22 protein-coding genes are annotated in these 23118 nt (G+C 45.4%); 12 read left to right on the top strand and 10 right to left on the bottom strand.

Annotation, left to right across the window (positions count from 1 at the left end; all coding sequences use genetic code 11):
* Positions 1–29: 29 nt before the first annotated feature.
* Positions 30–203 (bottom strand): DUF362 domain-containing protein, encoded by a 174-nt coding sequence (locus BUC50_RS08525; RefSeq protein WP_013049002.1) that lies wholly within the window; start codon positions 201–203, stop codon positions 30–32.
* 84 nt (positions 204–287) lie between these two features.
* Entirely contained in the window at positions 288–1298 is a 1011-nt protein-coding gene (locus BUC50_RS08520; protein WP_013049001.1) for an NAD(P)H-dependent glycerol-3-phosphate dehydrogenase, read from the bottom strand.
* 105 nt (positions 1299–1403) lie between these two features.
* Here BUC50_RS08520 and BUC50_RS08515 point away from each other — a divergent pair, with 105 nt between their 5' ends.
* Positions 1404–3788 carry a diguanylate cyclase gene (locus BUC50_RS08515; protein ID WP_286677352.1) on the top strand — a complete coding sequence of 795 codons (2385 nt, stop codon included), beginning with the start codon at positions 1404–1406 and terminating at the stop codon, positions 3786–3788.
* 121 nt (positions 3789–3909) lie between these two features.
* Here the strand turns inward: BUC50_RS08515 and typA are convergent, their stop codons facing one another.
* A complete protein-coding gene (gene typA / locus BUC50_RS08510) occupies positions 3910–5775 on the bottom strand; it encodes a translational GTPase TypA (protein WP_013048999.1) in 1866 nt (621 codons plus the stop codon).
* A 569-nt stretch (positions 5776–6344) separates the two neighbouring features.
* Here typA and prxU point away from each other — a divergent pair.
* Positions 6345–7067: a thioredoxin-dependent peroxiredoxin gene (gene prxU, locus BUC50_RS08505; protein ID WP_013048998.1), complete on the top strand. Its 723-nt coding sequence runs from the start codon at positions 6345–6347 to the stop codon at positions 7065–7067.
* Between the two features lie 416 nt (positions 7068–7483).
* Here prxU and BUC50_RS08500 read toward each other — a convergent pair whose 3' ends face one another.
* The 3 genes from BUC50_RS08500 to BUC50_RS08490 are packed head-to-tail and all read right to left on the bottom strand — an operon-like array spanning position 7484 to position 8613.
* Positions 7484–8188 (bottom strand): cytochrome c biogenesis CcdA family protein, encoded by a 705-nt coding sequence (locus BUC50_RS08500; RefSeq protein ID WP_013048997.1) that lies wholly within the window; start codon positions 8186–8188, stop codon positions 7484–7486.
* 14 nt (positions 8189–8202) lie between these two features.
* Complete coding sequence (locus BUC50_RS08495) at positions 8203–8436, bottom strand: thioredoxin family protein (RefSeq protein WP_041459380.1); 234 nt, start codon at positions 8434–8436, stop codon at positions 8203–8205.
* A gap of 15 nt (positions 8437–8451) precedes the next feature.
* Positions 8452–8613, bottom strand: a complete 162-nt coding sequence (locus BUC50_RS08490; protein WP_169302821.1) for a hypothetical protein — start codon at positions 8611–8613, stop codon at positions 8452–8454.
* A 157-nt stretch (positions 8614–8770) separates the two neighbouring features.
* On the opposite strand from BUC50_RS08490, the gene BUC50_RS08485 reads away from it, so the two are divergent.
* A complete protein-coding gene (locus BUC50_RS08485; RefSeq protein WP_013048995.1) occupies positions 8771–9955 on the top strand; it encodes a M20 metallopeptidase family protein in 1185 nt (394 codons plus the stop codon).
* Positions 9956–9973: 18 nt separating this feature from the next.
* Here the strand turns inward: BUC50_RS08485 and BUC50_RS08480 are convergent, their stop codons facing one another.
* Together BUC50_RS08480 and larB are read right to left on the bottom strand one after the other, a co-directional pair.
* On the bottom strand, positions 9974–11194 hold the full coding sequence (locus tag BUC50_RS08480; RefSeq protein WP_013048994.1) for an HD domain-containing protein: 1221 nt from the start codon (positions 11192–11194) through the stop codon (positions 9974–9976).
* 132 nt (positions 11195–11326) lie between these two features.
* Positions 11327–12082 (bottom strand): nickel pincer cofactor biosynthesis protein LarB, encoded by a 756-nt coding sequence (larB, locus tag BUC50_RS08475; RefSeq protein WP_041459675.1) that lies wholly within the window; start codon positions 12080–12082, stop codon positions 11327–11329.
* Positions 12083–12166: 84 nt separating this feature from the next.
* On the opposite strand from larB, the gene BUC50_RS08470 reads away from it, so the two are divergent.
* Positions 12167–12583 (top strand): hypothetical protein, encoded by a 417-nt coding sequence (locus BUC50_RS08470; protein ID WP_013048992.1) that lies wholly within the window; start codon positions 12167–12169, stop codon positions 12581–12583.
* Between the two features lie 84 nt (positions 12584–12667).
* On the opposite strand, the gene BUC50_RS08465 is transcribed toward BUC50_RS08470, so the two are convergent.
* Positions 12668–13834 (bottom strand): M20 family metallopeptidase, encoded by a 1167-nt coding sequence (locus tag BUC50_RS08465; protein WP_013048991.1) that lies wholly within the window; start codon positions 13832–13834, stop codon positions 12668–12670.
* Positions 13835–13972: 138 nt separating this feature from the next.
* Here BUC50_RS08465 and BUC50_RS08460 point away from each other — a divergent pair, with 138 nt between their 5' ends.
* Positions 13973–15463 (top strand): AMP-binding protein, encoded by a 1491-nt coding sequence (locus BUC50_RS08460; protein WP_013048990.1) that lies wholly within the window; start codon positions 13973–13975, stop codon positions 15461–15463.
* Positions 15464–15526: 63 nt separating this feature from the next.
* Here BUC50_RS08460 and BUC50_RS08455 read toward each other — a convergent pair whose 3' ends face one another.
* Entirely contained in the window at positions 15527–16000 is a 474-nt protein-coding gene (locus BUC50_RS08455; protein WP_013048989.1) for a ferritin family protein, read from the bottom strand.
* 141 nt (positions 16001–16141) lie between these two features.
* Between BUC50_RS08455 and BUC50_RS08450 the strand changes: the two genes are divergently transcribed.
* The 7 genes from BUC50_RS08450 to BUC50_RS08420 all read left to right on the top strand — a co-directional run bounded on the left by BUC50_RS08450 (position 16142) and on the right by BUC50_RS08420 (position 22938).
* A complete protein-coding gene (locus BUC50_RS08450) occupies positions 16142–17161 on the top strand; it encodes a 2-hydroxyacid dehydrogenase (RefSeq protein WP_013048988.1) in 1020 nt (339 codons plus the stop codon).
* Positions 17162–17175: 14 nt separating this feature from the next.
* A complete protein-coding gene (locus tag BUC50_RS08445) occupies positions 17176–18084 on the top strand; it encodes a DMT family transporter (RefSeq protein ID WP_013048987.1) in 909 nt (302 codons plus the stop codon).
* Between the two features lie 122 nt (positions 18085–18206).
* Positions 18207–18992, top strand: coding sequence for an exodeoxyribonuclease III (xth, locus tag BUC50_RS08440; RefSeq protein WP_013048986.1), 786 nt, complete (start codon positions 18207–18209; stop codon positions 18990–18992).
* A 15-nt stretch (positions 18993–19007) separates the two neighbouring features.
* Positions 19008–19847 carry an alpha/beta hydrolase family protein gene (locus BUC50_RS08435; RefSeq protein ID WP_013048985.1) on the top strand — a complete coding sequence of 280 codons (840 nt, stop codon included), beginning with the start codon at positions 19008–19010 and terminating at the stop codon, positions 19845–19847.
* 146 nt (positions 19848–19993) lie between these two features.
* Positions 19994–20764 (top strand): IclR family transcriptional regulator, encoded by a 771-nt coding sequence (locus BUC50_RS08430; protein ID WP_013048984.1) that lies wholly within the window; start codon positions 19994–19996, stop codon positions 20762–20764.
* Positions 20765–20795: 31 nt separating this feature from the next.
* Entirely contained in the window at positions 20796–21650 is an 855-nt protein-coding gene (panB, locus tag BUC50_RS08425; protein WP_013048983.1) for a 3-methyl-2-oxobutanoate hydroxymethyltransferase, read from the top strand.
* A gap of 76 nt (positions 21651–21726) precedes the next feature.
* Positions 21727–22938, top strand: a complete 1212-nt coding sequence (locus tag BUC50_RS08420; RefSeq protein WP_013048982.1) for a pyridoxal phosphate-dependent aminotransferase — start codon at positions 21727–21729, stop codon at positions 22936–22938.
* Positions 22939–23118 lie beyond the last annotated feature (180 nt).

Below are 23118 nucleotides of genomic sequence, written 5' to 3'. Positions count from 1 at the left end.
ATTCTATGTGTAATAGACAGGTTCCAGTTTTACTGGGAAATGGCGTTTACCGGGCAGACTGAAACGCAGCTTCCGCACTCAATGCAGGTATCGGCATCAACTTCTGCTTTGCCATCTACCATAGATATAGCTTCCACAGGGCAAGCACCTACACAGGTTTCGCATCCAACGCATGCATCTTTATCAACGACTGCTTTTGCCATTATGTATACCCCCTCTGTTAATTGATATTAGCTTCACAGAGCGGATTATATAATACTTTAATAACGGAGGCAACTCGAAGGCCCTTATGACCAGAAAATAGCAGGTGGATATTCTGGCTTGGGGTCTCGGGTGAGAAGATTCTCAAGTTCCTCCTTCGGAGAAGTACCCTCGTATAATAGTCGATACACAGAGTCGGCTATAGGGAGTTCAACGTCGTACTCACGAGCCAGATGCACTATGGCCCGAACAGTAAAAGCACCCTCGGCAACCTGTCCAAGTATCTTTTTGGCTTCTTCCAGGTTCTTGCCTTCTCCAAGCAGTTTCCCCAGCCTGAAGTTTCTGGAGTGAAAACTATAGCAGGTAACAACCAGATCCCCAACGCCAGCAAGACCTGCCAGTGTGAGGGGATGGGCTCCCATTTTTGCTCCAAGTCTCATGATTTCAGCAAGCCCTCGGCTTACAAGGGCCGCTGTAGCATTATCCCCGAGGTTCATTGCTTTAGCAATTCCAGAAGCAATGGCTATAATGTTTTTTACGGCTCCTCCTATTTCTACACCGGCTACATCGTTGCCAGTATAGACCCTGAACCGCGGCGAATTAAAGAGCCTCTGCCAGTATTGGCAGGTTTCAAAAGAAGATGAAGCCACAATCGTTGCGGTGGGGAAGCCTCTGACAACTTCTTCTGCGTGGCTTGGACCTGAAAGGACGGCGTAGAATGTATCTGGGAAAAAATCCTTTGAAATCTGGCTAATACACTTCAATGTTTCAATTTCAATCCCTTTAGCTACATTGCAAAGGGATATAGGGGGGGTAAATTCTTGCAAAGAGGTGAAAAGAGTGCGAATTGCCTGGGTAGGTACGGCAACAACCCAATTTTTAGAATATGTCGCAGCTTCATCTAATTGCCACGTTGCATAAATACCAGCGGCCAGGGGTATGTCTTTTAAATAATCAGGGTTCATTCTTTTTGAGTTGATGAATTCAGCTTGTTCTTGCCGACGGCACCAGAGGCAGACCTGATGCCCATTGCTGGCCAGAACATGGGCCAGGGCAGTTCCCCAGCTTCCGGCGCCGAAAACAGAAAGAGTTGTCATGTTGCATTCCTCCTTTTAAAATATAAACAAAAATCATATTCTCTAATTACCTTTTTCATTTAATGTTACAATGATAAATAAAAATACTACCTTGGAGGTAGTCTCTTGAAAGATTGGTTAGGCAGTATTCTTTTCCTCCTTGTTTCAGCCGCTGGATTTTTCTTTGGTAAGGGACTAGGCTGCGGAATCTATCTTTTCCCAGCGACCCTCCTTGTGTTTCTTCTCGCTTTTTCCATATATGGAACAAAAAGAGCGAACGGAATTATGCTTTTATTTGTTTCAGTTTTAGTCCCCGCCCATATTATTTTTTTTCATTTCCCCCTGAGGATAGCTCTTCCATTATATGTCATGATCTTTGCTGTGTACTGTCTTTCGGAATTCCTTCGGCGCCAATCCGCAAAAGAAATGGCGGTCTTCCTTGACTACATTAAGCAGGCTGGCTCTGCCTCAACAATAGAAAAGGTGTGTGTTCCGGCATTGGATCTTATCAAGCGCCTCATGCCGGATAGCGCTCCTGCCGTTGCCCTTTATGACAAAAAAAGAAATCTTTTTCAGATATTAAGCGCTCACGATGAATATACGGGAGAAGGAGTGAGTCCTGACGGAACAGTTCCATTCGAGAACCATGTCTATTCGAGGGTTTTTGTTTCGGGAAAGCCTCTGATCGTAGATGATATTCGATCTCACCCTCCTTACGTAGAAGGGACGCCTGGCGCCCGATCCGGTTTGGTGGTTCCTATCGTCTGGAGAGATCAGAAAAGCGGAGTGATTGTTGTTGAATCGAGGAAACTGGCCCGGTTTTCATCCACAGATCTTCGTGGTCTTCAGTTTTTTGCAGTAATTTTAGGTGAAATTTTAACCCATTTGCAGGTGGAACAGAAATTGGAAGCCAATGTCGCAGAGCTGAAACGGACCAATGAGGCTTTCAGTTCTACACAGAAAGCCCTTTCCAATGCTCTTGACGTGTCGCGGGAACAGAAAGCAAACCTGGAGGTTTTGCTTAAAAAGTTTAGAGACCTTTTTGATATTGTGCAGGGGATGTCCCTTTGTCGTTCCGCGGAAGAGCTTTTCTCCCTTGTATCCTGGCAGCTTTCCCAGAGGCTTGGGTATAAAAACGTATACGTTTTTTCTAGAGAGAGTTTTTCGAAGGAAATAACGCTGCAGACATGGGTGGGAAAACTTCCCGAAGAATTAAAGGATTTGAAAGGACTAGAAAAGGGTATATTGCTTCATGTTCTCGAAACAGGGGAACCTTATCTTGCGACAGATGTTTCAAAGGACTCTCTCTATTTGAATCTTGACAGTGATGTGCGTTGCCAGTTGATAGTTCCTGTTATTTCAAGTAACGGCTTGTGGGGAGCCGTAGCCGTAGATGATGATGTGATAGGCGGCATAACCAATCAGGATCAGGAGCTTTTGGGAGTTATAGCGGCACATATGGCACTTGAGCTTGAAAACAAAGAATCCTTCGCCCGTCTTAACGTGGAAGTGAACCGCCTCAGGACCCTTCTTGACATCGTACAATCTTTTTCAGTAGAGAGGGCCGATTTTGAACAGGTGGCACCCCATGTAGTGCAGATGTTGACATCAGTTTTCAATTATGAAAAAATATCCATTTTTAGAGTGGAGAAGAAAGAAGACGCATCTTTTTTCCTCAGGGCCCTGGCTTCCAACTTTGTAAGTATGGCAGATCTGGACGAGTACTCGCAGAAACTATACGAGAATGGCGGCGGGCTTGTGATCAGGTGCGCTGAAAGGGGAGAGATCATTAATACGCCCAACCTGGCGGCTTCTTCCTATTATGTAAACCTTTCTTCAAAGAGCACCACTTCTCAGCTGGATATTCCGATTCTTTTCGGCGGGGAGGTTTTCGCCGTCATTTCTATGGAAAAAAATAGCCCCTTTGTTAAAAGTGACGAAGGTTTCTTCATGATCCTCTCAAAGCATCTTGCTGCCCTTGTGGCAGTACAGACGGCCATAGAAGAAACGAAAAGAAAAGCCCTTATCGATGATTTGACCCAGCTCTGGAACAGGCGGTTTCTTTCCATGCGTATAGCGGAAGAGCAATCTCGCCACGAACGTTTCGGGGATCCTGCCAGTATGGTTATGATAGATATGGCTAATTTTAAACTGATTAACGATACCTATGGACACCTTGTCGGAGACAAGGTGTTGAAGTCATTTGCCTCTCTTTTAAGTGAGTGTGTGAGGGCTGGCGACATAGCTGGCCGGTTTGGCGGCGATGAATTCCTTTTGATACTGCCGGGGACTGTTCAGAAGCAGGCTTTTCATCTTGTTAAGCGGTTGCAAAGCAGTCTTGAAGCTCTTCATGTGGAAGGAGTGCTCCATAATATTTCAGCTGATTTTGGAGTGGCCACTGTTCCGGAAGACGCGTCTTCTCTTCATGAAGCTTTGAAGATTGCTGACGATAGGATGTACCAGAGTAAAGTAGAAAGAAGACGGCGGCAGGAAGAAAACAAAGGAACTTAGCGTGGCTAGACTCCTTTAAGAGCGGCTCTTCACCATGGCGCAGAAAATAAGGCGCATTGAAGGATCAAGTAAAAAGCCCCCCTCAGATCTTTATTTCTGAGGAGGGCTTCCTTTTGTATTTTTAGCTTGCTTTTTTTGTGGATTTTCTTCGTTCCTGATAATCAAGAACAGCTTTTCTCATTCTTACAGATTGGGGTGTTACTTCCACTAGCTCTTCTTCTGCAATCCACTCCATTGCTTTCTCAAGGGACATTTTACGAGGGACATCCAGCTTGGTTGTCAAGTCTTTTGTCGCTGAGCGGTGGTTCGTAGCCTGCTTCTTTTTAGTTGGGTTGCAGGGCATATCTCCGGGGCGCGAATTTTCTCCCACGATCATTCCCTCATAAACAAGCTCTCCCGGTTCTATGAAAAGGGTTCCCCGTTCCTGGAGGTTCTCAAGCTGGTAACTTGTCGCTTCTCCAGTATCAAGGCTGACGAGGCTTCCTCGATTGCGTGGGGATATGGTGCCGACCCATGGGCCATATCCGGCAAATACGGTATTCATAATGCCAAGGCCTCTCGTGTCTGTAAGAAATTCTCCCCGATACCCAATAAGTCCCCGAGTAGGAATCTGAAAAGAGAGCCGTACGAGACCTGTTTGGGTATTATCCATAGAGACGAGTCGAGCTTTTCTTCGGGAGAGTTTTTCGAATACTACTCCCTGATATTCCTCTGGGACATCAATAGTGAGGTCTTCCATGGGCTCAAATGTTCGTCCATCTTCTTCCCTGGTAATGACTTCCGGTTTGGATACGCAAAATTCGAGACCTTCCCGTCTCATTTCCTCGATGAGAATGGAAAGATGAAGCTCTCCTCGTCCTGACACCTTTACTCCGTCAGGACGCCCAATATCCTCTACCCGAAGAGCGACATTGACATGTTTTTCTCTTTCAAGGCGGGCTTTTAATTGACGCAGAGTAATAGGTTGTCCTTCCTGCCCTGAAAAAGGTCCGGTATTGACCAAAAAGAACATAGATACGGTAGGTTCCTCTATGGCCAGGGGAGGGAGGGTCTTCCCTTCAAGCTCTGGCGAGCAGAAGGTGTCTCCGATGTTGATCTCCTGGGGGCCGGAGATCCAGACGATATCCCCTGCCGATATTTCTTCCACTTCCTGACGCTCTAGTCCTCGCGTAACCCACATTTTTACAGAGCGGGTCTGTTCTTCATCGCAAATCTCCCATTCTTCTCCTCTGAGATTGGGCTTTTTCCATTTTGTGGAGTAACGGATAAAATTTTCACCTTTACGAAGGGTTCCCTGAAGTACTTTACCGCACCCGATTCGCCCAGTGTACTCATTCCACGCAAGGGTACTTACCTGCATGAGAAAGGGAGCATGTAGGTTCACCTTTGGAGCAGGCACATACTCAGCAATAGTTTCGAAGAGGTGCTTCATTCCTTCATGGGCATATTTATTCAGATCTCTGACAGCCCATCCATCCAGGCCTGATCCGTAAAGAACAGGGAAATCCAGCTGCTCTTCTGCGGCTCCTAATTCTATAAAGAGGTCAAAGGTCTGATTTAACGCAGACATGGGGTTGGCGTGAGGGCGGTCCACTTTGTTGATAAAGACAATAGGACGCAGCCCCATGGCCAGAGCTCTCATGAGTACATATCGTGTCTGGGGCATGGGCCCTTCGTTGGCATCGACGAGCAGAAGGACAGAATCAACTGTTGAGAGGACGCGTTCCACTTCTCCAGAAAAGTCAGCGTGTCCCGGAGTGTCTATAATGTTTATCAAATATCCATTCCATTCGACAGTACAATGCTTGGCCCTTATGGTGATGCCTCGCTCTCTTTCAAGTTCATTGCTATCCATAACGCGTTCTTCTATATGGGCCCCTTTTCTAAAGATTTGTGCGGCCTTAAAAATAGAATCGATCAGCGTGGTCTTCCCATGATCAATATGGGCTATAATTGCCAGATTGCGAATTTTTTCAGCTTGAACCATCTATAACAACTCCCTAAAGTATACAGTTTCCTGAAAATAATCAGAAACAAATAAATATTTTACGCCAAATTTCTAAAAACAGCAACCGTAAGAAGCAAATGTTGCCATTTAGACAATATCTCTCTTTGACTGTCTTTTATTTTGTTGTTTAAAGTTTATAAATGAGAAACAAAAGTGGGAATATGAAAATCGCTTCGCAGGCTTTATGCTGGAATAATTGTCAACTGAGTCTGGAATCTATTAATGCCTTGAGCTCTTCCCATGAAGGAATTCCTTCGTAGATTTTCTCTCCTTCCAATATCCATATCGGGACATTGCACCTAATATTATAACGGATATTGTCAATAAATGATTAAGATGTTTCGTGGATTTACCATGGAGACCTCGATTTTATCTCCATAGGATTCTCGTATTTGAAAAATGGGAAATGCCAGAAATGAACGCTGTCGGTAAGAGAAGTGGCAGAGAATTGCAGATAGATCATATCTTTTTGTTATAAAAAGAATTCTTCTAAATAGCCTTTGATTATTGTGATATTATTAAAGAGATTTTTGAGAGGAGGGGAGTAAATGACAGAAAAAAAGAGCGGCTGCACTGTACCTATAGCAAAAATCGAGAAACAGGAATCTCAGAAAGAACAAGTTGAAGCAAAATCCTCACAGAAGGAGGAGGGTAAAATGACCATTATGGTAGGAAGAAAAGCTCCTGACTTCACAGCTCCAGCCTATTATAAAGGAACTTTTACGACCGTTACATTGTCTGATTTCGCAGGCAAATGGGTTTTGCTATGTTTCTATCCAGGAGATTTTACTTTCGTCTGAGCTACTGAAGTGTCAGCAGTTGCTGACAGATATGAAGAAATTAATGGCCTTGGCGTAGAAGTTATTTCCGTAAGTGTGGACAGCCAGTTTGTTCATAAAGTATGGAATGACACAGAGCTTTCGAAAATGGCGGAAGGCGGAGTTCCCTTCCATATGGCTTCAGATGGTGGCGGAAACATAGGGAGCGCCTACGGAGTATATGATTCCGTAGCCGGGGTAGATGTGCGGGGCCGTTTCATTATTGATCCGGACGGCGTTATACAGGCCATGGAGGTTCTTACTCCACCCGTGGGGCGCAATGTAGACGAAATGATTAGGCAAATAAAAGCCTTTCAACTTGTAAGAGAGACTGGTGGATCCCAAGTTACCCCGTCTGGCTGGCAGCCTGGCGGCAAAGTTCTTGAACCAGGTATAGAGCTCGTGGCAAAGGTCTGGCAAAAATGGAATCCACGTGACGTTTACAAGAAGTAATTTGAGTAATAAGGAAGAGCAGAGAAGTAAAGGGGTGCAGTGATCAGCACCCCTTTTATTTTGCCCCCACAGCGTGTAGCGCAAGTGTAATAATTCAAAAATATGCGATAATTACAGTTTTTGCGATCTTTGCCTAGTCTATAGGCTATTTCTTGCCCCTTAGAGCTCCAGGAGAAGCCGTGGAGCTTTTGCGCGTTGCCACAAAGGGGAATAGAATAAAGATGCTTAAAGGATCGGCGAAGGAGGGGATGGGAAAATAAGTGTAATGGAACCTTCTACGTACGAACAACTGAATAGAAGTCGACCTCAGGAAGAAATTCCTGATATATTCCCGGTAGGGAAAGGTTTTCGACGGAATGGTCGAAATGCCAGAAAGTGAAGAGGGGCGCAGAGTAAAATGAGCGTCCCTCTTGGTTTTATTGGGGAACTGTGTATATAAAATAAAGACCAGCCAGGAGAATGAGAACGCCGCAAATGTTATTAACGATAGTGAGCCCTTTTGAGTGTTCATCCCATTGAAGAAATTTAGAAACGAAATCTGCTGATGTTCCGGCAATAACGATGACAGAGCAGTGTCCCAGAGCATAAAACACCACTAGTGAGAGAGCGAAAACTAAATTGACAGCGGCAGTTTTTATGGTTAAGGCCAGCAGAGGGGCTACATAGGCAAAACTACAAGGGCCGAGGGCCAGGCCAGAGACAATTCCAAGAATAAGAGCTCCTGAAAGTCCTCTGTTTTTGCCCGCCTTAATCTCTTTTTGTCCAAACCAGGGAATTTGAATGACTTTGAGAAGGTGGAGGCCGATGAGAAAGAAGACACAGGCCACAATGTAGTTTGTATATTTGCCAATATCTGTCATTAAAATTCCCGTGGAGGTAAGCACCATGCCAACAAGGGCAAGATTAACGAATATTCCACTGGAAAAGGCCAGGGAGATTGTAAAAGCACTAGCACTTTTTTCAGTTCGGGTGCTTTCGATATACCCCACCACAAGGGGAATGGTCACCAAGTTGCAAGGACTTAAGAGTATGCTGAAAACGCCCCATACAAAAGCTGCTGTCAAGGCCAATCCGCTAGAAGCATGGAGGCTGCTGTAAATTGACTCAAATATTTGCTGCATGTTGGCCTCCTCGCCTACTTTGATGTCAGAGTTATTCCATACTCTTCCAATTTTATAATAATCTCTTCCAAAGACAGGTAGCCTACTTCTTTCCCTAAGATGTTACCATTCCCATCTTCAAAAACCAGGGTAGGAACATATCTGACCTCATATTTTTGAGCTAACTCTGAATTTTGCATTACATCTACCCTTTCCACGCGAACCTGATCACCATATTGAGCAGAAAAATCGTCCAAAACTTTGGACATCTGAACACACGCTGGTCAGCCTGCCGCACTAAGATCTATAATGACTGGCAGGGCTGTAGGCGCTTCTGCTATGATCACATTGTGCTCCTTTTGTTGTCTTCCGTTTTCCCGTATGTAAAATGTTCCTCCAATTGCTAGAAGGAGTATTGTAATGATAATAACATTTCGCATTTTCACAGAATATGCACCTCCGTTTTTATGATCTTGATTATACGGGACTTTGGGTACCCGTCAAGGGTATATGATCCCTATTGTAGTCTTTTTTACCGCAAAAATTTGATATGATACCGTAAAAAAGATAATTAATGTTCTTGGAACGGGTGGGAGGCTGGCCATGAGCTTTAAAGAACTGAATTCTTTAGCGCTGGAAAAGAAAGAATATCTTATTGCGTTACGTCGTAGGATCCACGAAAATCCGGAGCTGGACTTTAATTGTGAAAATACGGCAAGGCTTGTCGAGAAGGAACTCGATGACCTTGATATCCGCCACTTCCGAGTGGCGGGAACGGGTGTCGTTGGCGTGCTTCAAGGGGGTAATGGAGGCAAAACCGTAGCCTTTCGGGCGGATATGGATGCTTTGCCGGTTTATGAGGCCACAAAGGCTGTCTATGCTTCAAAAGTAGAAGGACGAATGCATGCGTGTGGACATGATGTTCATACTGCCTCTCTTCTTGGAACAGCATCCCTTCTTGCGGCCATGAGAGAAAAATTCAGTGGAACTGTGAAGTTCTTTTTTCAGCCTGCCGAAGAAACAAATGGCGGAGCTCTCCCCATGATAGAAGAGAAAATAATGGAGGCCCCAAAGGTGGATGCGGTCTTTAGTCTTCATTGTGATCCTGGGTTGGAAGCTGGAACCATTGGCATTGGCTACGGTAAGTTCAGGGCCGCTTCTGATATGTTCCATATAGTTATCCATGGTTCAGGGAGTCATGGAGCTGAGCCCCACAGGGGGATTGATGCGGTGGCAGTAGGATCAGAGATGGTAGGCGCCCTTCAGCACATAGTGAGTCGGCGTACTTCTCCTTTTGACCCTGTGGTGGTTACTGTAGGTTCTTTTCACGCCGGAACGGCAGGAAATATTATTGCGGACAGAGCTGAGATGAGGGGTATTATCCGAACAATGGATCCCGATACCCGGCTCTTTGTTAGAGCGCTCCTGCGCCGTGTCGCCCAGAATATTCCTGATGCTCTGGGTGCTATAGGAGAGATCTCTTTTACAGAAGGGTATCCTAGCCTTGTGAATGATGAGGATATGACACACCTGGTAGCGGCGTGTGGGCGAGAATTGTTGGGGGACGACAGGGTCCACGTGATGAAAGAGCCTAACATGGGAGTTGATGATTTTGCCTATTTTCTTCAAAAAGCGCCGGGATCATATTTTCTTTTAGGTACGGGCAACACAGAAAAGGGATTGGTTCATCCCCTGCACAGCCCTTTTTTCGATGTAGATGAAGCCTGCTTGCCAGTGGGATCAGCGCTAATGGCAGCAGTGGCTCTTCGTTTTCTTGAAGGTAGATAGAATAGTGGCAAAAAAGGATTACCAGAAGAAATCAAAGAGCATTCCCACAGGAAAACCGTAAAGCTTTTTATTGGCGTATCGTGCATAGAGTTTTCGTTTGGCTTCATCCAATGCCGGGGATGTAATGCCTGTCCGCATGGAAAGAGAGGCCTCTACAAAGGCAGAGAACTTATCGCATGCTTCGATAACTCTGCCGTCTATAGGGTTTTGCTCATCATTGTTCAGGGTTTCTTCTATTTCTTCAGACTGAAGAATCTGGGGAGATGAGTTATCTGCGGGCCAAATGCGATTTAAGAATTCATCTTCTGTAAAATAGCGAATCTCCCTTCGCCATTCAAAGGGAATCAAGGGGTAAACTTTTTCTTCCATGGCCTGACGTTCGTATTCCTTAATAAGGTCATCAAGTCCCTCCACTGAGTTTTTTACGGGAGAAATAATATCACGGGTGAGAACCTCTGGAAGGTCGTGGAAAAGCCCACCGAAGAAATCATTGTAGCTTCGCCTGGGACAGGCTCCTATTTCCAGGGCTATAAAATATGAAAGGATAGCAACTATAAGCAGGTGTCCCAGAACAGATGTTTCCGGGATCCTGGGGGTTTGAGCCCAGCGTTTTTGAAAACGCAGCTGCCCCACAAGAGCAATAAAACCATAGATCCCCTTTTCTGTATCAGGGAGTTCACGGTTCATTAACATAGTCTGTACCGCGCCGAGTTCGCGGTGTTCTTCTATTTGCCTGTTTATTTCGTCCTTTGTAGCGTCTATGCCGTAAAGAGGGCGGCTCCATTCGTAAATATAGTCAAATTCCCACTTTGTTGCGAGATAATGGGCTGCCCGCAGTATTTTACGCTCCCGGTTAGAATCGGGATCTGTCAGAAGGTAGTGGCTGAAACGGTTGAAAAGAGCGGGGGAAAGGGCTTCCAGATCGTTTTGCAACCGTTCCACAACCCATAAGTTCAATTTATCCCGTTCTTTTTTATGGGCCATCAGTTTATGGAAAACAGGTGGTTTTATGTCGGTGAGGATAACTCGGTGGAGAAATTCAAAGATACCTCCCTCGATCAAGGATTGCCAATGAAGAGATTTTCCACGATCCTCTTCATGTCGAGCAATAACATAAGCGATGATCATTTTATGGGCCTGTTTTGCCAGCTCTGTAAATTGAACGGGCCGAGGGTGATCGTTCCACCTTTCAATGCTTGCGGCAGCAAATATTTTTTCGATAAGTGACCTGCTGATCATACAGGCGCCACTCCTCCCCATAGAATCATTCATTAATCTTCTGTCCTTCGAATTATAACACTTCGCAGAAGCCTGTTCTTCTCCCCCCTCCCTCTCTTTTCAAGTTTGTCAATTTCTTGCTCCGGAATCAAGTCAGTTGGTGGACTGAAGTACAATTCGCCCGGCGAGATATCCAGCTCCGAGGCCGTTGTCTATATTGACTACCGAAACGCCGGTGGCACAGGAGTTGAGCATGGTTAGCAGGGGAGCTACCCCGCTAAGGTTGGCTCCGTAACCGGTGCTGGTTGGCACTCCTATAACCGGACAGGAAACGAGGCCTGCCAGGACGCTGGGGAGAGCCCCTTCCATTCCTGCCACAGCGACTATTGCCAGGGAGGACTGAAGGGTTTCAATATGGGCAAGCAGACGATGGAGTCCCGCGATGCCGATGTCGTACAGTCGTTTTGGGGCGCACCCCATATATTCTGCTGTTACTGCCGCTTCTTCTGCGACGGGGATGTCGCTGCTTCCTGCGCTGACCACTGTGAGGCCTGTAACAGTTGTTTGTGTTTCCCGGCGTTTTATGCCGATCATCTTGGCCTTTTCGTGGTAGTATGCATCGTGAAGTATAGAGAGAACTACCTCATATTGATGGGGCGCGGCTCGGGAAAAAAGAACATTTTCTTTTGTATTTGCAAGAGCGCGGGCAATATTCTCAAGCTGTTCATCACTTTTGCCTGGACAATATACGATTTCAGCGAAACCCTTACGGAGGGCGCGATGGGTGTCTAGTTTTACCTCTCCCAGATCCTGAAAAGGCAAACTCTTTATTTTCTGGATAAACTGGTCTGTGTCGAGAGTGCCGTCTATCAATTGACGAGTTAGTTTCTTGAGTTCTTGATCATCCATTTTAATCACCAAAACTTTCCTGTTTGGAATATATGCAAATGATTGTACTTGATCTGAAGAGCATAAAACAAGGAGGCGCTTCATATGGCAGAAAAGGTGTTCAGGGCCTTTTCCTTCTTTCATGAATTGAATGAAAGAAAGGATGTGTCTATTTTATGGATACCGCTCCGCGCGGAAAGGATCCGTGTTGCCCCCTATCATTTTTTGCTTCTCGACTATCATCTCATTCCTAGGCAGAACCATTCTCTCGCCAAAGGGTATTGTGACGAGTTCTTTGGCCTTCAGGAATTGACCCTTTTCCGAAAATTTATGACAGAGGAGCGTCAAATTATTGTTGAAGCTGAAGAATACACATTGCCCCTTTTATGGAAAGATGAAAACGAAAATCCTTATTACCCTATTCGATGCCACCCAGATTGGGAAAAAGTTATTTCTGTAAAGGGTAATGAAGTTATAGATCTTCCCTTTGAAGTGGATGGGTACTGGGAGATATTGAAATGAAATAAAGAAGAAATGGCGAAGATGTTTTACCATCTCTTTCTTTGAGGCCGTCCCTTTTAGGGGCGGCCTCTTTTTAATTAGCATTTATGAAAGAAATTCTGCCCTCATTTCTTCGCGAAAAAACGAATCGAGGAAGGTTCGAAGAGCTGCTCGTGCCAAAATACGAGCTCCTGTTTTCAGGGTCTCCCTGGCTTCGGGAGTTGTCACAGCCTCAGCAAAAGCTCTTGTATGGTGAGGCGTTGGCACTTGGGTAATGGCAAGTAACGGCTGAAGGGCGGGACAGTGTTGACTCACATTGCCCATGTCGCTGGAGCCTCCAGGTCCGGGAGCGCTCACTGTATCAACTCCACATTCTTTAAATATTTCTTCCATCATCTCTTCCGCAGTATGGTTTGGACGCATCTCATCAAAACTGAATTCCACATTTTCCCACTGTATCGACGTTTCACTGGCCATAGCCGCGCCTTTCGCGCAGTTAAAAGCTTTTTCCAAAACTCTATCAAGATACGTTCTCTCCATGGCTCTAAAATAAAATTTAGCAGAAGCTCTGTCTGGAACTATATTGGGAGCTTCTCCTCCGTGGGATATGATGCCATGCATTCGAACGGTTGGTTTCACATGCTGTCGAAGCATGTCAATGGCGTGAAAGAAAAGCTGCACCCCATTGAGGGCGTTCCGTCCCTCCCATGGAGCGCCGGCAGCATGGGCAGTTTGCCCCTTAAAAGTAAATTCAATGGCGTCCATGGCCAGGGATCGGTACTGCACATAGTTTGTGGTGTCATTGCAGTGGATCATCATGGCCAGATCCATGGAGTCAAAAACGCCATTTTTTGCAAGTGTGACCTTTGCGCCATTTGTTTCTTCCGAAGGGGTTCCAATGACGTAAAGAATGCCGGGAATTCTTTCAAGGAGCGGAGAGAGGGCGAGCCCGGCAAGCAGGGTCATGCCGCCATGAAGGCAGTGACCACAGCCATGGCCTATTTCAGGCAAAGCGTCATATTCTGCCAGAAGGGCCACAGACGGTCCCCTTTGCCCTCTTTGAGCGTTAAAGGAAGTCGGTATATTGCAGTATGGATAAGTTATTGCGAATCCGCTCTTCTCAAGCATGTCTTTCATTCGCCGGCTTGCTTCGTATTCCTGTCCCCCCAGTTCTGGATGGGAGGCCATGTAGAGGTTCAGATCCCAGACTGGATCTATATTTTTTTCTATGGCTTCGTCAATGAGGTCTGTATAATCACTGTAGTTTTTCATAGAAGCGCCTCCTTTTTATGTAAGAAAATCCTATCATATATTCCTCTTTTGCTCTTCTTGAGATTTCAAAGTAAAATTAGCACTGATTAGCGATGTTTTTGAACTTGGGACTCTTGATCTGGAGAATGGAGGGCTGAGATGGTTATAAGGTTAGAAAATGCAATATGGGACAGGCTTCAAGAAGATTGGGACAAACCGGTCTTGTGGTGGAGCGAAGAGTGGTGGACAGGCCAGAAACTTGGGGAATTGACAATTGAGTGTAAGAAAAAACTTGAAGATGAGGGTTTTGGCAAGGGTCATCGTTTGGCAGTGATGATGCCGAACTCTCCTATGGTTTTGGCACTTTCCCTTGCAGTGTGGTCTTTAGGGGGAGCTATTGTTCCCATTAATACAAAAGCCGGAGTTCCTACTTCCATAGGAATTCTAGAGCTTGTAGATCCCTTTGCTGTTGTGCTTGGTGCCGAAATGGAGGATTTAGAGCAAGCCCTTACAGAACATTCCCTAACCTGGTGTCTCTCTCCTCTCGACGCGCCCTTTACGGCTATTGCCGGGCGTCCTTCTCTGGCTGGAAAAGAAGACCTTGCCGTAATTTTTGCCACGTCAGGGACTACAGGCCTTCCCAAGGCGGTCCCCCTTTCTCATGGGAACCTTATGCATAATGCTCAGACTGTTTTCAAGGAGCTGACAGAACTGAAAGAAGGGGATATCCTTTTGAATGTCCTCCCCAATTTCCATTCCTTTGGTTTCACGGTGGCAGGGCTTATGCCCCTTATCTGCGGCATGAAACAGACAGTATTGCCTTCTTTCATGCCCCCTCATAAAACTCTTGAGACTATATGTGTGTCTCAGACCAATGTGTTGATCATTGTTCCTACAATGTTAACCTTCCTTACCTCTTCCATTGATCATGGAGCTCCTTGCCCAAAGGGTGTGAAGCTTATCGTAAGCGGAGGAGACAGACTCAACGTCCAGCTGGATAAAAAAGTGAAGGATTACTTTGGTGTCGGGGCCCTTGAAGGGTACGGCCTGACAGAGTGTTCTCCAGTTGTTTGTGTCAATCCATCTTATGAGCGGCGCAAGCTCGGGACAGTGGGGCCCTTTATCTCTGGTTACGAATGGCGTTTGACTAACGAAGCAAAAGAAGATGTAACGTTAAAAAGAGAGGGGATCCTATGGGTTAGAGGGGCTTCGGTGACGTCTGAGTACTTTAGAGATCCGGATAAATCCGCAGATCGCTTTGACGGCGACTGGTTCAACACGGGAGACTATGTGCGTATTGATAACGAAGGGTATGTACAGATCCTTGATCGTGTGACGGATATTATCATTGTTGGGGGTTTTAATGTATATCCTCAGGAGGTAGAGGCTATTCTGCAAACTCATCCTGCCGTTGAACAGGCAATTGTTGTGGGTATTCCTCACCAGGTCAATGGAGAAGTGCCCAAGGCGTTTGTAAAAAAAACCCAGGGGATGGATCTGACCCAAAGAGAAGTTATTGAATTCTGCAAGAAACATCTTGCCCACTATAAAGTGCCAAGAAGCGTTGAGTTTATGGATACTTTTCCTCTTTCCAACACGGGGAAGGTGTTACGCCGTCTTCTAAAGAAAGAAGCTTGTACCCGATCATAAATATAAAGGGCGGTCCGGCAATTGTCCTGGACCGCCTTTCTCTCCGAATTTAATTTCAAGTTTCTAAAAAGCTCTGAAACCTACAACGTCTTCCCTTATAGCCATATATCGTTTTTTCGTAATATCCATATGCCCTTTTTCCATATCTTTAAGTTTTCTGAAAATTAGAGCTGCTTCTCCTGAAGATTCTTTTTCTAGGCGCTCATAGAATTCCATGGCTTTCATTTCTGAAAGATAGGCTGCCCCGGCAATCCGCAGAAGGGAGGTGACTTCGCCAAAGTCCTTTGTCTGTACCTTGAGCTCAGGTGAAACGACCATATTGGGATCAATGGGGCACTCCTCTCCATACATTTTCAAATAGAGCTTTCTCAGATCGTCTTCATGGTTTTTTTCCCATTCGGCAAGCTCCAATAGTTCTTTTTTAAGATATTCTTCTGCGACGTGGTTAGCCCAGAGTGTATAAAAGTTTTTAGCCTCGATCTCAGCATGAATCCCGTATCTGAGCGCTTCTTTCATTTCAAAAGATTTCTCACTCATCCAGACCCCTCCTGTCTAAACCAAAACGTTATATTGTAAAGCAATTATACACTTATCATCTTGGTTCTACAATAAAAGCTCATGAGATAGAAATAGTGTATGATCAAAATACCGTAAGTAGTATGGAAAAGGAGGTAAAAGATGGGTAAAAAATTAGACTCAGTCGTCGTTACCTTCTCAGCGAACTCCGAAATCCGTGAGAGAATAGAACATCCCCTTGATTCTTGGGCCCATGTCCTTTATTTAGAAGATTTCCATGGATCTGCAAGGCGGCAGGTGTTACAGAATGCCCATGTACTTCTTTCCTTTTTCTTTAACAAAGAGATCGAGAGGGAAGAGTACGATTTTTTAAAAAAAGTCGGTCTCCTGCAAACAATTTCTACAGGTGTAGATTACCTTCCCTTTTTAGATATCCCTTCCCATATTGCCATAGCCTGTAATGCTGGGGGATGGGCGTACCAGATCGCTGAACATGTATTGGCCATGACCATGGCGCTGGTAAGGCGCTTGGTACCTCTCCATGAGAAATTGGCTCGGGGCGAATTTGATAAGGATACATGGTTGTTAAGAAACCTCAAGGGGATGACAGCGGGTATTGTGGGGTATGGCGGCATAGGCCGCAACACTGCGAATCTCTTCCGGGCGTTGGGAATGAGAATTATGGCCATCAATACCAGTGGCCGAACCCAAGATACAGTAGATTACGTCGGGACGTTAGAAAATTTGCCCTATGTATTGCAAGAAGCCGATGTAGTTGTTTTGACGCTGCCCCTTACAAAGCAGACCAAAGGGCTCATTGGGGGAGAACAACTGTTGATAATGAAAAGAGACGCAATTCTTATTAATGTGGCCAGAGCCCCCCTTATTGTTGAGAAAGATCTCTATGAGCATTTACAGCGGTTTCCAGATTTTCAGGCTGGAGCGGATGTCTGGTGGAATGAACCCACATGGGGGAGGGGCGAGTTTCAATTGAACTATCCATTTTTCGAACTTTCGAACTTCCTTGGATCTCCCCATAACTCAAATTATGTAGCCGGAGCTATGGAGGACGCATGCCAGGCTGCCGCGGAAAATGTACTTCTCTTCCTTCGTGGAGAACCATGGCATGGGAAAATCCGTCGTGGAGACTATATGGATATAGATAAAAAATGTAAATTTTAAGGAGAGGGAGTTTGGTGAGAGGCGGGAATATTAGCCATCAGGAAATGGCAGGATCTCTTCTGGTTCTTTTCGCTGGCGTTTTCTGGGGTACCTCTGGTACGGCACAGGCCTTTGCACCGTCTGGGGCTTCTCCCTTTACTGTGGGAGCTATCCGTATTACAGGCGGAGGCATATTTCTTTTCATCTTGTTGATTTTTCGAAAAGGCCTCTCATGGTTGAAGGGAGGATGCCCCCTAAAGGTTCTTCTTCCCGCATCCTTGGGAATGGCAGGTTTTCAGTTTTTCTTTTTTGTGGCTATTAAAATGACAGGAGTGGCAGTAGGAACAATGGTGGCTGTTGGCGGCGCACCCATGTGGGCAGGTTTGTTGGGTTATATTATTTATAAGGAGCCGCCGGAGAAAATGTGGTATTTTTCCACTTCACTGGCTGTAATAGGGTGTGTTTTGCTGAGTGCCGGCGGGGAAGGTTTACAGACAAGTCTGCCCGGTATTTTTATGGCCTTTTCCGCAGCTTTTTCTTATGCCCTTTGCGGTATGGGGTTGAAAGGCCTTCGATTTCTTTATGGTCCGATAGAAAGTGCCGCTCTTACTCTTTGCGGAGGTTCACTTTTTCTTTTGCCCCTGCTTTTTTTCTTTGATGTTTCCTGGCTGACACAATGGCGTGGAGTGGGTGTTGCGCTCCACCTTGGTATTGTTGCAACAGCCCTGCCTTATTCTCTTTTTTCCATGGGAATTGGAATCGTTCCCGTAGCAAAGGCTTACACCCTTACTCTAACAGAACCCTTGACAGCATGTATCCTGGGAGTGTTGCTTTTGGGTGAACGCCTTTCTTTCACTTCGATTGCCGGAATCTTTTTTATCTTTTCCGGGTTGGCCTTGCTTTCCTTGAAGAAGAAAGGCGAAATTAAAGATAATGGTGGCTAGTTAAATCTCCTTCGGTGGATAGTGTGATTACTCTATAATAAGCGGAGTCAATCAACGTCCCTGCGTTTGTGAAAATAGGTAAAGTGGATATTATTCGAGAAAGGCCGGTGAGAGCGGTGACGATGTTGAAGATTGCTACTTTTAATGTTAATTCAGTTCGGAGCAGAATGCATATATTGTCTCAATGGCTTCATGATAATAGAGTGGATGTTCTCTGTCTGCAAGAAACAAAGACTGAAGACCAGTTCTTTCCAGCCTCAGAATTCGAAGCTCTGGGATATGAGGCGGTTTTTAAAGGTGAAAAGGCTTATAACGGAGTAGCCCTTTTAAGTCTCCATCCCATCATGAATCCCCATTTCGGATTAGAAGATGGAGAAGAGCCTGATCCTGCCACTCGTATCGTGCGGGGAACAGTTCTGGGAGTTCATATAATAAACACCTATGTTCCACAGGGTAAATCTATAGATCATTCCGATTATCAGTACAAAATGCGTTTTTTCGATCGGCTGAAGACCCTTTTTGATAGAGAGTACTCCAAAGCAGACGATCTATTATGGGTAGGCGATATGAATGTTGCCCCTACGGATATAGACGTGACCAATCCTGGTAACAAGAGGGATCATGTTTGCTTTCATGAAGACATAAAAAAGAAGTTTGAAGAAATAAAAGCCTGGGGTTTTATAGACGTCTTTAGAAAATACCGGCCAGGAGAAGGAGAGTTTTCCTTTTTTGATTATAGGGTTAAAAATGCTTTAGAGCGAAATATCGGCTGGAGAATAGACCACATTTTAGCTACTTCTTCCCTTGCCCATCGATCAGAAGACTGTTATGTAGACAGAGGTCCGAGAGGTTGGGAAAAACCTTCTGATCATGCTCCCGTTGTTGGTGCTTTCAATATTGATGAATAGAGTGGTGATTGGCTCATGTATCGTCCCTGTATTGAAATTGATCCTGAAATAGAGGATTGGTGCTATCCTCCGTCTATGGAGGCCCTTGATTTTGTTTCGGAGGGAAGTCACCTTTACGGCGTGATCTATATAGCCCAGGGGATACCTCCTCATCCGACCATTCTGTTTCTTCATGGTTTTCCGGGCACAGAAAAAAATTTAGATCTTGCTCAGGTGCTAAGGCGGGCGGGGTTCAACACCGTGGTTTTCTCATATAGGGGGTGTTGGGGAAGCCAGGGCTTTTATTCTTTTTCCCATGTTATCTCTGACTCTATTAACGCCGTTCGTTACTTGCAAAGTGATTTCGCCCAGAAGAATTATGGGGTAGATCCCGAACGCATTCTCATCTTTGGGCACAGTATGGGTGGGTTTGCCATGGCTAAAGTTGCCGATGCCATGCCGGGTATACGGGACTTTTGTTTTATTTCAGGATGGAATCTTGGATTTGATGGAAAAAATGGTTTAAATGATTCTGAGAGCCAGAAAAAACTTGATCTATTATTGAAACTCGGCGCTCCTCCGCTCCATGGAACCAATAAAGAAGCATTGCTTGAAGAAATTCGCTGTCACTTACATGACTGGGACATAGTGAACTCTGCTTCTTCCTTTATCAACCGCAATATTCTTGTTTTAGGGGCGAAAAACGACAACATCACACCCTTGCGGACAAATCATGCCCCCTTCGTAGAAGCTCTCAGAAAATATAACAATGAAGGGACAAAAGAAATAATAATGAATACGGATCATTCCTACTCTGACTGTCGTGTAGCCCTGGCCGGGCATATTTTAGACTGGCTTGAAAGCCTTGGTTATTGACTGCACCTGATCAAGATTGCTTCCGTGGAATGATTTTTAAAAAGATGCCTTTCGGGGCATTTTTTTATATTTGAATACGAGGTGAGCATGTGATATAATCTCATTATATAAAATAACGTTCTCATGTTATGAGAAGAGGTGATGTGGTGCCTGCTAAGAAATCTGCACCTTCTTTTAAAAGCCTTCATCGTGCCCTGGCTATTCTTTCTAGTTTTTCCTTTAGTCGCCCGAGGCTTTCGGCATCTGATATTGCTTCCTATACGGATATTCCTAAATCTACTGTGCATCGTTTTTTACGAATTTTTGTGGAGCAGGGATTTTTAGAAGAAACAGAGTCACCAGGGCTGTTTGCTCCAGGACTTAAACTTTTTGAGCTTGGGAACATCGTTCATCAAAATCTTGATGTTCGGCTAAGCGCTAAATCTCCTATGGACTGTCTGGCAAAAGCGTACAACACAACAGTGCACTTAGTAATTCGAGACAGGGATGAGGGTGTATACGTAGAAAAAGTGGAGCCAGTGGGGCAACATGTTCATTATTCCAACATTGGCAAACGAATTCCCCTTTATTGTACCGCAGCAGGGAAAATACTTCTTTCAGATTTAACTGATGAGGCTATTTTTAGCCTTCTTCCTTCTCGACTTCCTTCCCTTACCCCCCATACTATTGTGGAAAGGGAAGTTTTGCTCAATGAGATCCATAAGGTGCAAGAAAAGGGCTGGGCGGAAGACAACCAGGAGCTGGAGCTGGGATTGTGCTGCGTAGCTGTGCCTATAAAAGATCATCAGGGACACATCGCGGCCGCCATGAGCACTTCTGGCCTGGCTGCTTCTTTCGGTCCAGAAAGAAAAAGTGAACTTATTAAGGGATTGCAAGGGGCCTCAATGGAAGTTTCAAGGCAGCTTGGCTTTCCCTGATCATTCAAATGAACTAAGGAGGCGAGTAATTATGGCAAAGAAAAAAGGACGTTTGGAATTTGTCAAAATGAAACAGAGTGGCGACAAAGTTGCATGGGTTACAGCTTACGACTTCCCAACGGCTTCATTCGCAGAGCAGGCAGGCATGGACATGATCCTCGTGGGAGACTCTCTCGGGATGGTTGTTCTTGGATACGAAGGTACGATTCCTGTGACTATGGATGACTGCATTCGCCACTGCCAGGCAGTCCGCCGCGGAGCCCCCAACACCTTCTGCGTAGGGGATATGCCCTTTTTGTCCTATCAGATCTCTGATGAAGATGCAGTAAGAAACGCAGGCCGATTTATGAAAGAAGCAGATATGGATGCTGTAAAACTTGAAGGCGGGCGTCGGGTTATCAGCCGTATCAAAGCTCTGGCCGATGCTGGCATTCTGGTAATGGGACATATTGGCCTGACTCCACAGAGCTCTGGTCAGCTTGGCGGATTCAAAGCTCAGGGACGGGATCCCGAGAGCGCAAGAGAGCTGATTAGAGATGCCTTGGCCATACAGGAGGCGGGAGCCTACTCTATACTCCTTGAGGCTATTCCACCAGAGTTGACAGAATATATTGCAAAGAAACTTGAGATTCCTGTGTACTCCATAGGAGCAGGTGCGCCTTGCGACGGCCAGCTTCTGATCTGCGGAGACATGTTAGGTCTTTTTGAGGCTTTCACCCCGAAATTTGTTAAGAAGTATGCTAATTTGGCAGAAGAAGAGATTCGAGCCTTTAAGGAATATGTTGAAGACGTGAAGACTGGAAAATTCCCCACAGATGACCACGTGTACCACATTCTGCCAGGCAAAGAAGAAGAATTTGCTGCCATGCTTAAGGAGTTCGAATAAGAACATACCTATAAGATAGAATAAAGGCGGTCAGGCATTTAATGCGGGGCCGCCTTTATTGAAAAGGAGGAGCTTTATGAAATTCTCTCAGCGGATTTGTTCAATGCAGGCTTCGCCTATCAGGAAACTGGCTCCCTATGCCGCAGAAGCAAAAGAAAAAGGGAAAAAGATATATTTTCTTAATATTGGGCAACCTGATATTAAGACGCCGCAAGCTTTTTTTGATGCGGTAGGGAATTTTAAAAACGAGGTTCTGGCCTACGGTTCTTCTGAAGGCGATACCCGACTCATAGATGCTATTTGTAATTATTATAAAGATTATGGTGTGGAGCTTGGAAGAGAGCATGTGTTCATTACAGCAGGAGCCAGCGAAGCCATTGTCTTCGCCTTTGCGGCTCTTTGTGATCCGGGAGATGAAATATTGGTTCCCGAACCCTTTTACGCCAACTACAATCCTTTTAGCCAATGTGTAAGCGCCAAGATTGTGCCCATTACTACACGGGCAGAAGAAGGGTTCAGGCTCCCATCTGTTGAAAGCATGGAAGAAAAAATTACCCCGCGTACAAAAGCCATAGTTATGTGCCACCCAGGAAACCCAACAGGGATTGTTTACACTAGGGAAGAGATGGAGCGAGTCGCTGCTTTAGCTCGTAAACACGATTTCTTTATCATCGCAGACGAAGTGTACAGGGAGTTTGTGTATAACAATCTTGAGTACGTCAGTTTTGGGAACTTGAAAGATGTGGAAGACCGTGTCGTTATTTTAGATTCCGTTTCAAAGCGATACAGCGCATGCGGCGCCCGGATTGGTTGTGTTATCAGTAAGAATAAGGAGCTTATGGCTCAGATTCTTAAACTTTGCCAAAGCCGCACCAGCCCTCCCACCCTTGACCAGGAAGGTGCCGTTGCCCTTTATTCCACCCCTAAATCCTATCTGCAAGAAGTGAACAAAGAATACGAGAAACGAAGAGACATCATGTACCGGGCACTCAAAGATATGTCAGGTGTGATTTGTGAAGAGCCTAAAGGCGCTTTCTACATGATGGTAAAACTCCCCGTGGACAATGCTGAAAAGTTTATTGTATGGATGCTTCAGGATTTTGATCTTAATGGAGAGACTGTTATGGCGTCTCCAGGTGAGGGCTTTTATGCAACGCCGGGGTTAGGCAGAGACGAAGTCCGCCTGGCCTATGTCTTGAAAGAACAGGATTTGTCCAGGGCGATGGAGATTCTAAAAGCAGGGCTCGAAGCTTACCCTGGAAGAACGGCGCCAGTTATAGCAAACTAGCAAAATTTTTTGTGCAACCGCTTGCATTAAATCTTTTTTCCTGTTACACTTTCTCAGAACATTTGAGGAGGATATGAGTATGACGGGAGTAAGGGGTTTATTCATTGCGGAAAGAAATAGATTGAACAAGGCCATGGGCCGTGAAAACGGCTTGTGGCCTTGTTTTTTGTTCTGTCAGGA

Source organism: Aminobacterium sp. EBM-42, assembly GCF_001896635.1.
GTDB lineage: Bacteria > Synergistota > Synergistia > Synergistales > Aminobacteriaceae > Aminobacterium > Aminobacterium colombiense.
The sequence above is the reverse complement of the archived record's forward strand: the minus strand, read 5'-3'. Positions and strand labels throughout refer to the sequence as shown.

Excerpts from the sequence above, each read along its gene's own strand:
- BUC50_RS08525 (WP_013049002.1), bottom strand. The coding sequence starts at position 203 with ATGGCAAAAGCAGTCGTTGATAAAGATGCATGCGTTGGATGCGAAACC.
- BUC50_RS08520 (WP_013049001.1), bottom strand. The coding sequence starts at position 1,298 with ATGACAACTCTTTCTGTTTTCGGCGCCGGAAGCTGGGGAACTGCCCTG.
- typA (WP_013048999.1), bottom strand. The coding sequence starts at position 5,775 with ATGGTTCAAGCTGAAAAAATTCGCAATCTGGCAATTATAGCCCATATT.
- BUC50_RS08500 (WP_013048997.1), bottom strand. The coding sequence starts at position 8,188 with ATGCAGCAAATATTTGAGTCAATTTACAGCAGCCTCCATGCTTCTAGC.
- BUC50_RS08495 (WP_041459380.1), bottom strand. The coding sequence starts at position 8,436 with ATGTCCAAAGTTTTGGACGATTTTTCTGCTCAATATGGTGATCAGGTT.
- BUC50_RS08485 (WP_013048995.1), top strand. The coding sequence starts at position 8,771 with ATGAGCTTTAAAGAACTGAATTCTTTAGCGCTGGAAAAGAAAGAATAT.
- BUC50_RS08480 (WP_013048994.1), bottom strand. The coding sequence starts at position 11,194 with ATGATCAGCAGGTCACTTATCGAAAAAATATTTGCTGCCGCAAGCATT.
- larB (WP_041459675.1), bottom strand. The coding sequence starts at position 12,082 with ATGGATGATCAAGAACTCAAGAAACTAACTCGTCAATTGATAGACGGC.
- BUC50_RS08470 (WP_013048992.1), top strand. The coding sequence starts at position 12,167 with ATGGCAGAAAAGGTGTTCAGGGCCTTTTCCTTCTTTCATGAATTGAAT.
- BUC50_RS08465 (WP_013048991.1), bottom strand. The coding sequence starts at position 13,834 with ATGAAAAACTACAGTGATTATACAGACCTCATTGACGAAGCCATAGAA.
- BUC50_RS08460 (WP_013048990.1), top strand. The coding sequence starts at position 13,973 with ATGGTTATAAGGTTAGAAAATGCAATATGGGACAGGCTTCAAGAAGAT.
- BUC50_RS08455 (WP_013048989.1), bottom strand. The coding sequence starts at position 16,000 with ATGAGTGAGAAATCTTTTGAAATGAAAGAAGCGCTCAGATACGGGATT.
- BUC50_RS08450 (WP_013048988.1), top strand. The coding sequence starts at position 16,142 with ATGGGTAAAAAATTAGACTCAGTCGTCGTTACCTTCTCAGCGAACTCC.
- xth (WP_013048986.1), top strand. The coding sequence starts at position 18,207 with ATGTTGAAGATTGCTACTTTTAATGTTAATTCAGTTCGGAGCAGAATG.
- BUC50_RS08435 (WP_013048985.1), top strand. The coding sequence starts at position 19,008 with ATGTATCGTCCCTGTATTGAAATTGATCCTGAAATAGAGGATTGGTGC.
- panB (WP_013048983.1), top strand. The coding sequence starts at position 20,796 with ATGGCAAAGAAAAAAGGACGTTTGGAATTTGTCAAAATGAAACAGAGT.
- BUC50_RS08420 (WP_013048982.1), top strand. The coding sequence starts at position 21,727 with ATGAAATTCTCTCAGCGGATTTGTTCAATGCAGGCTTCGCCTATCAGG.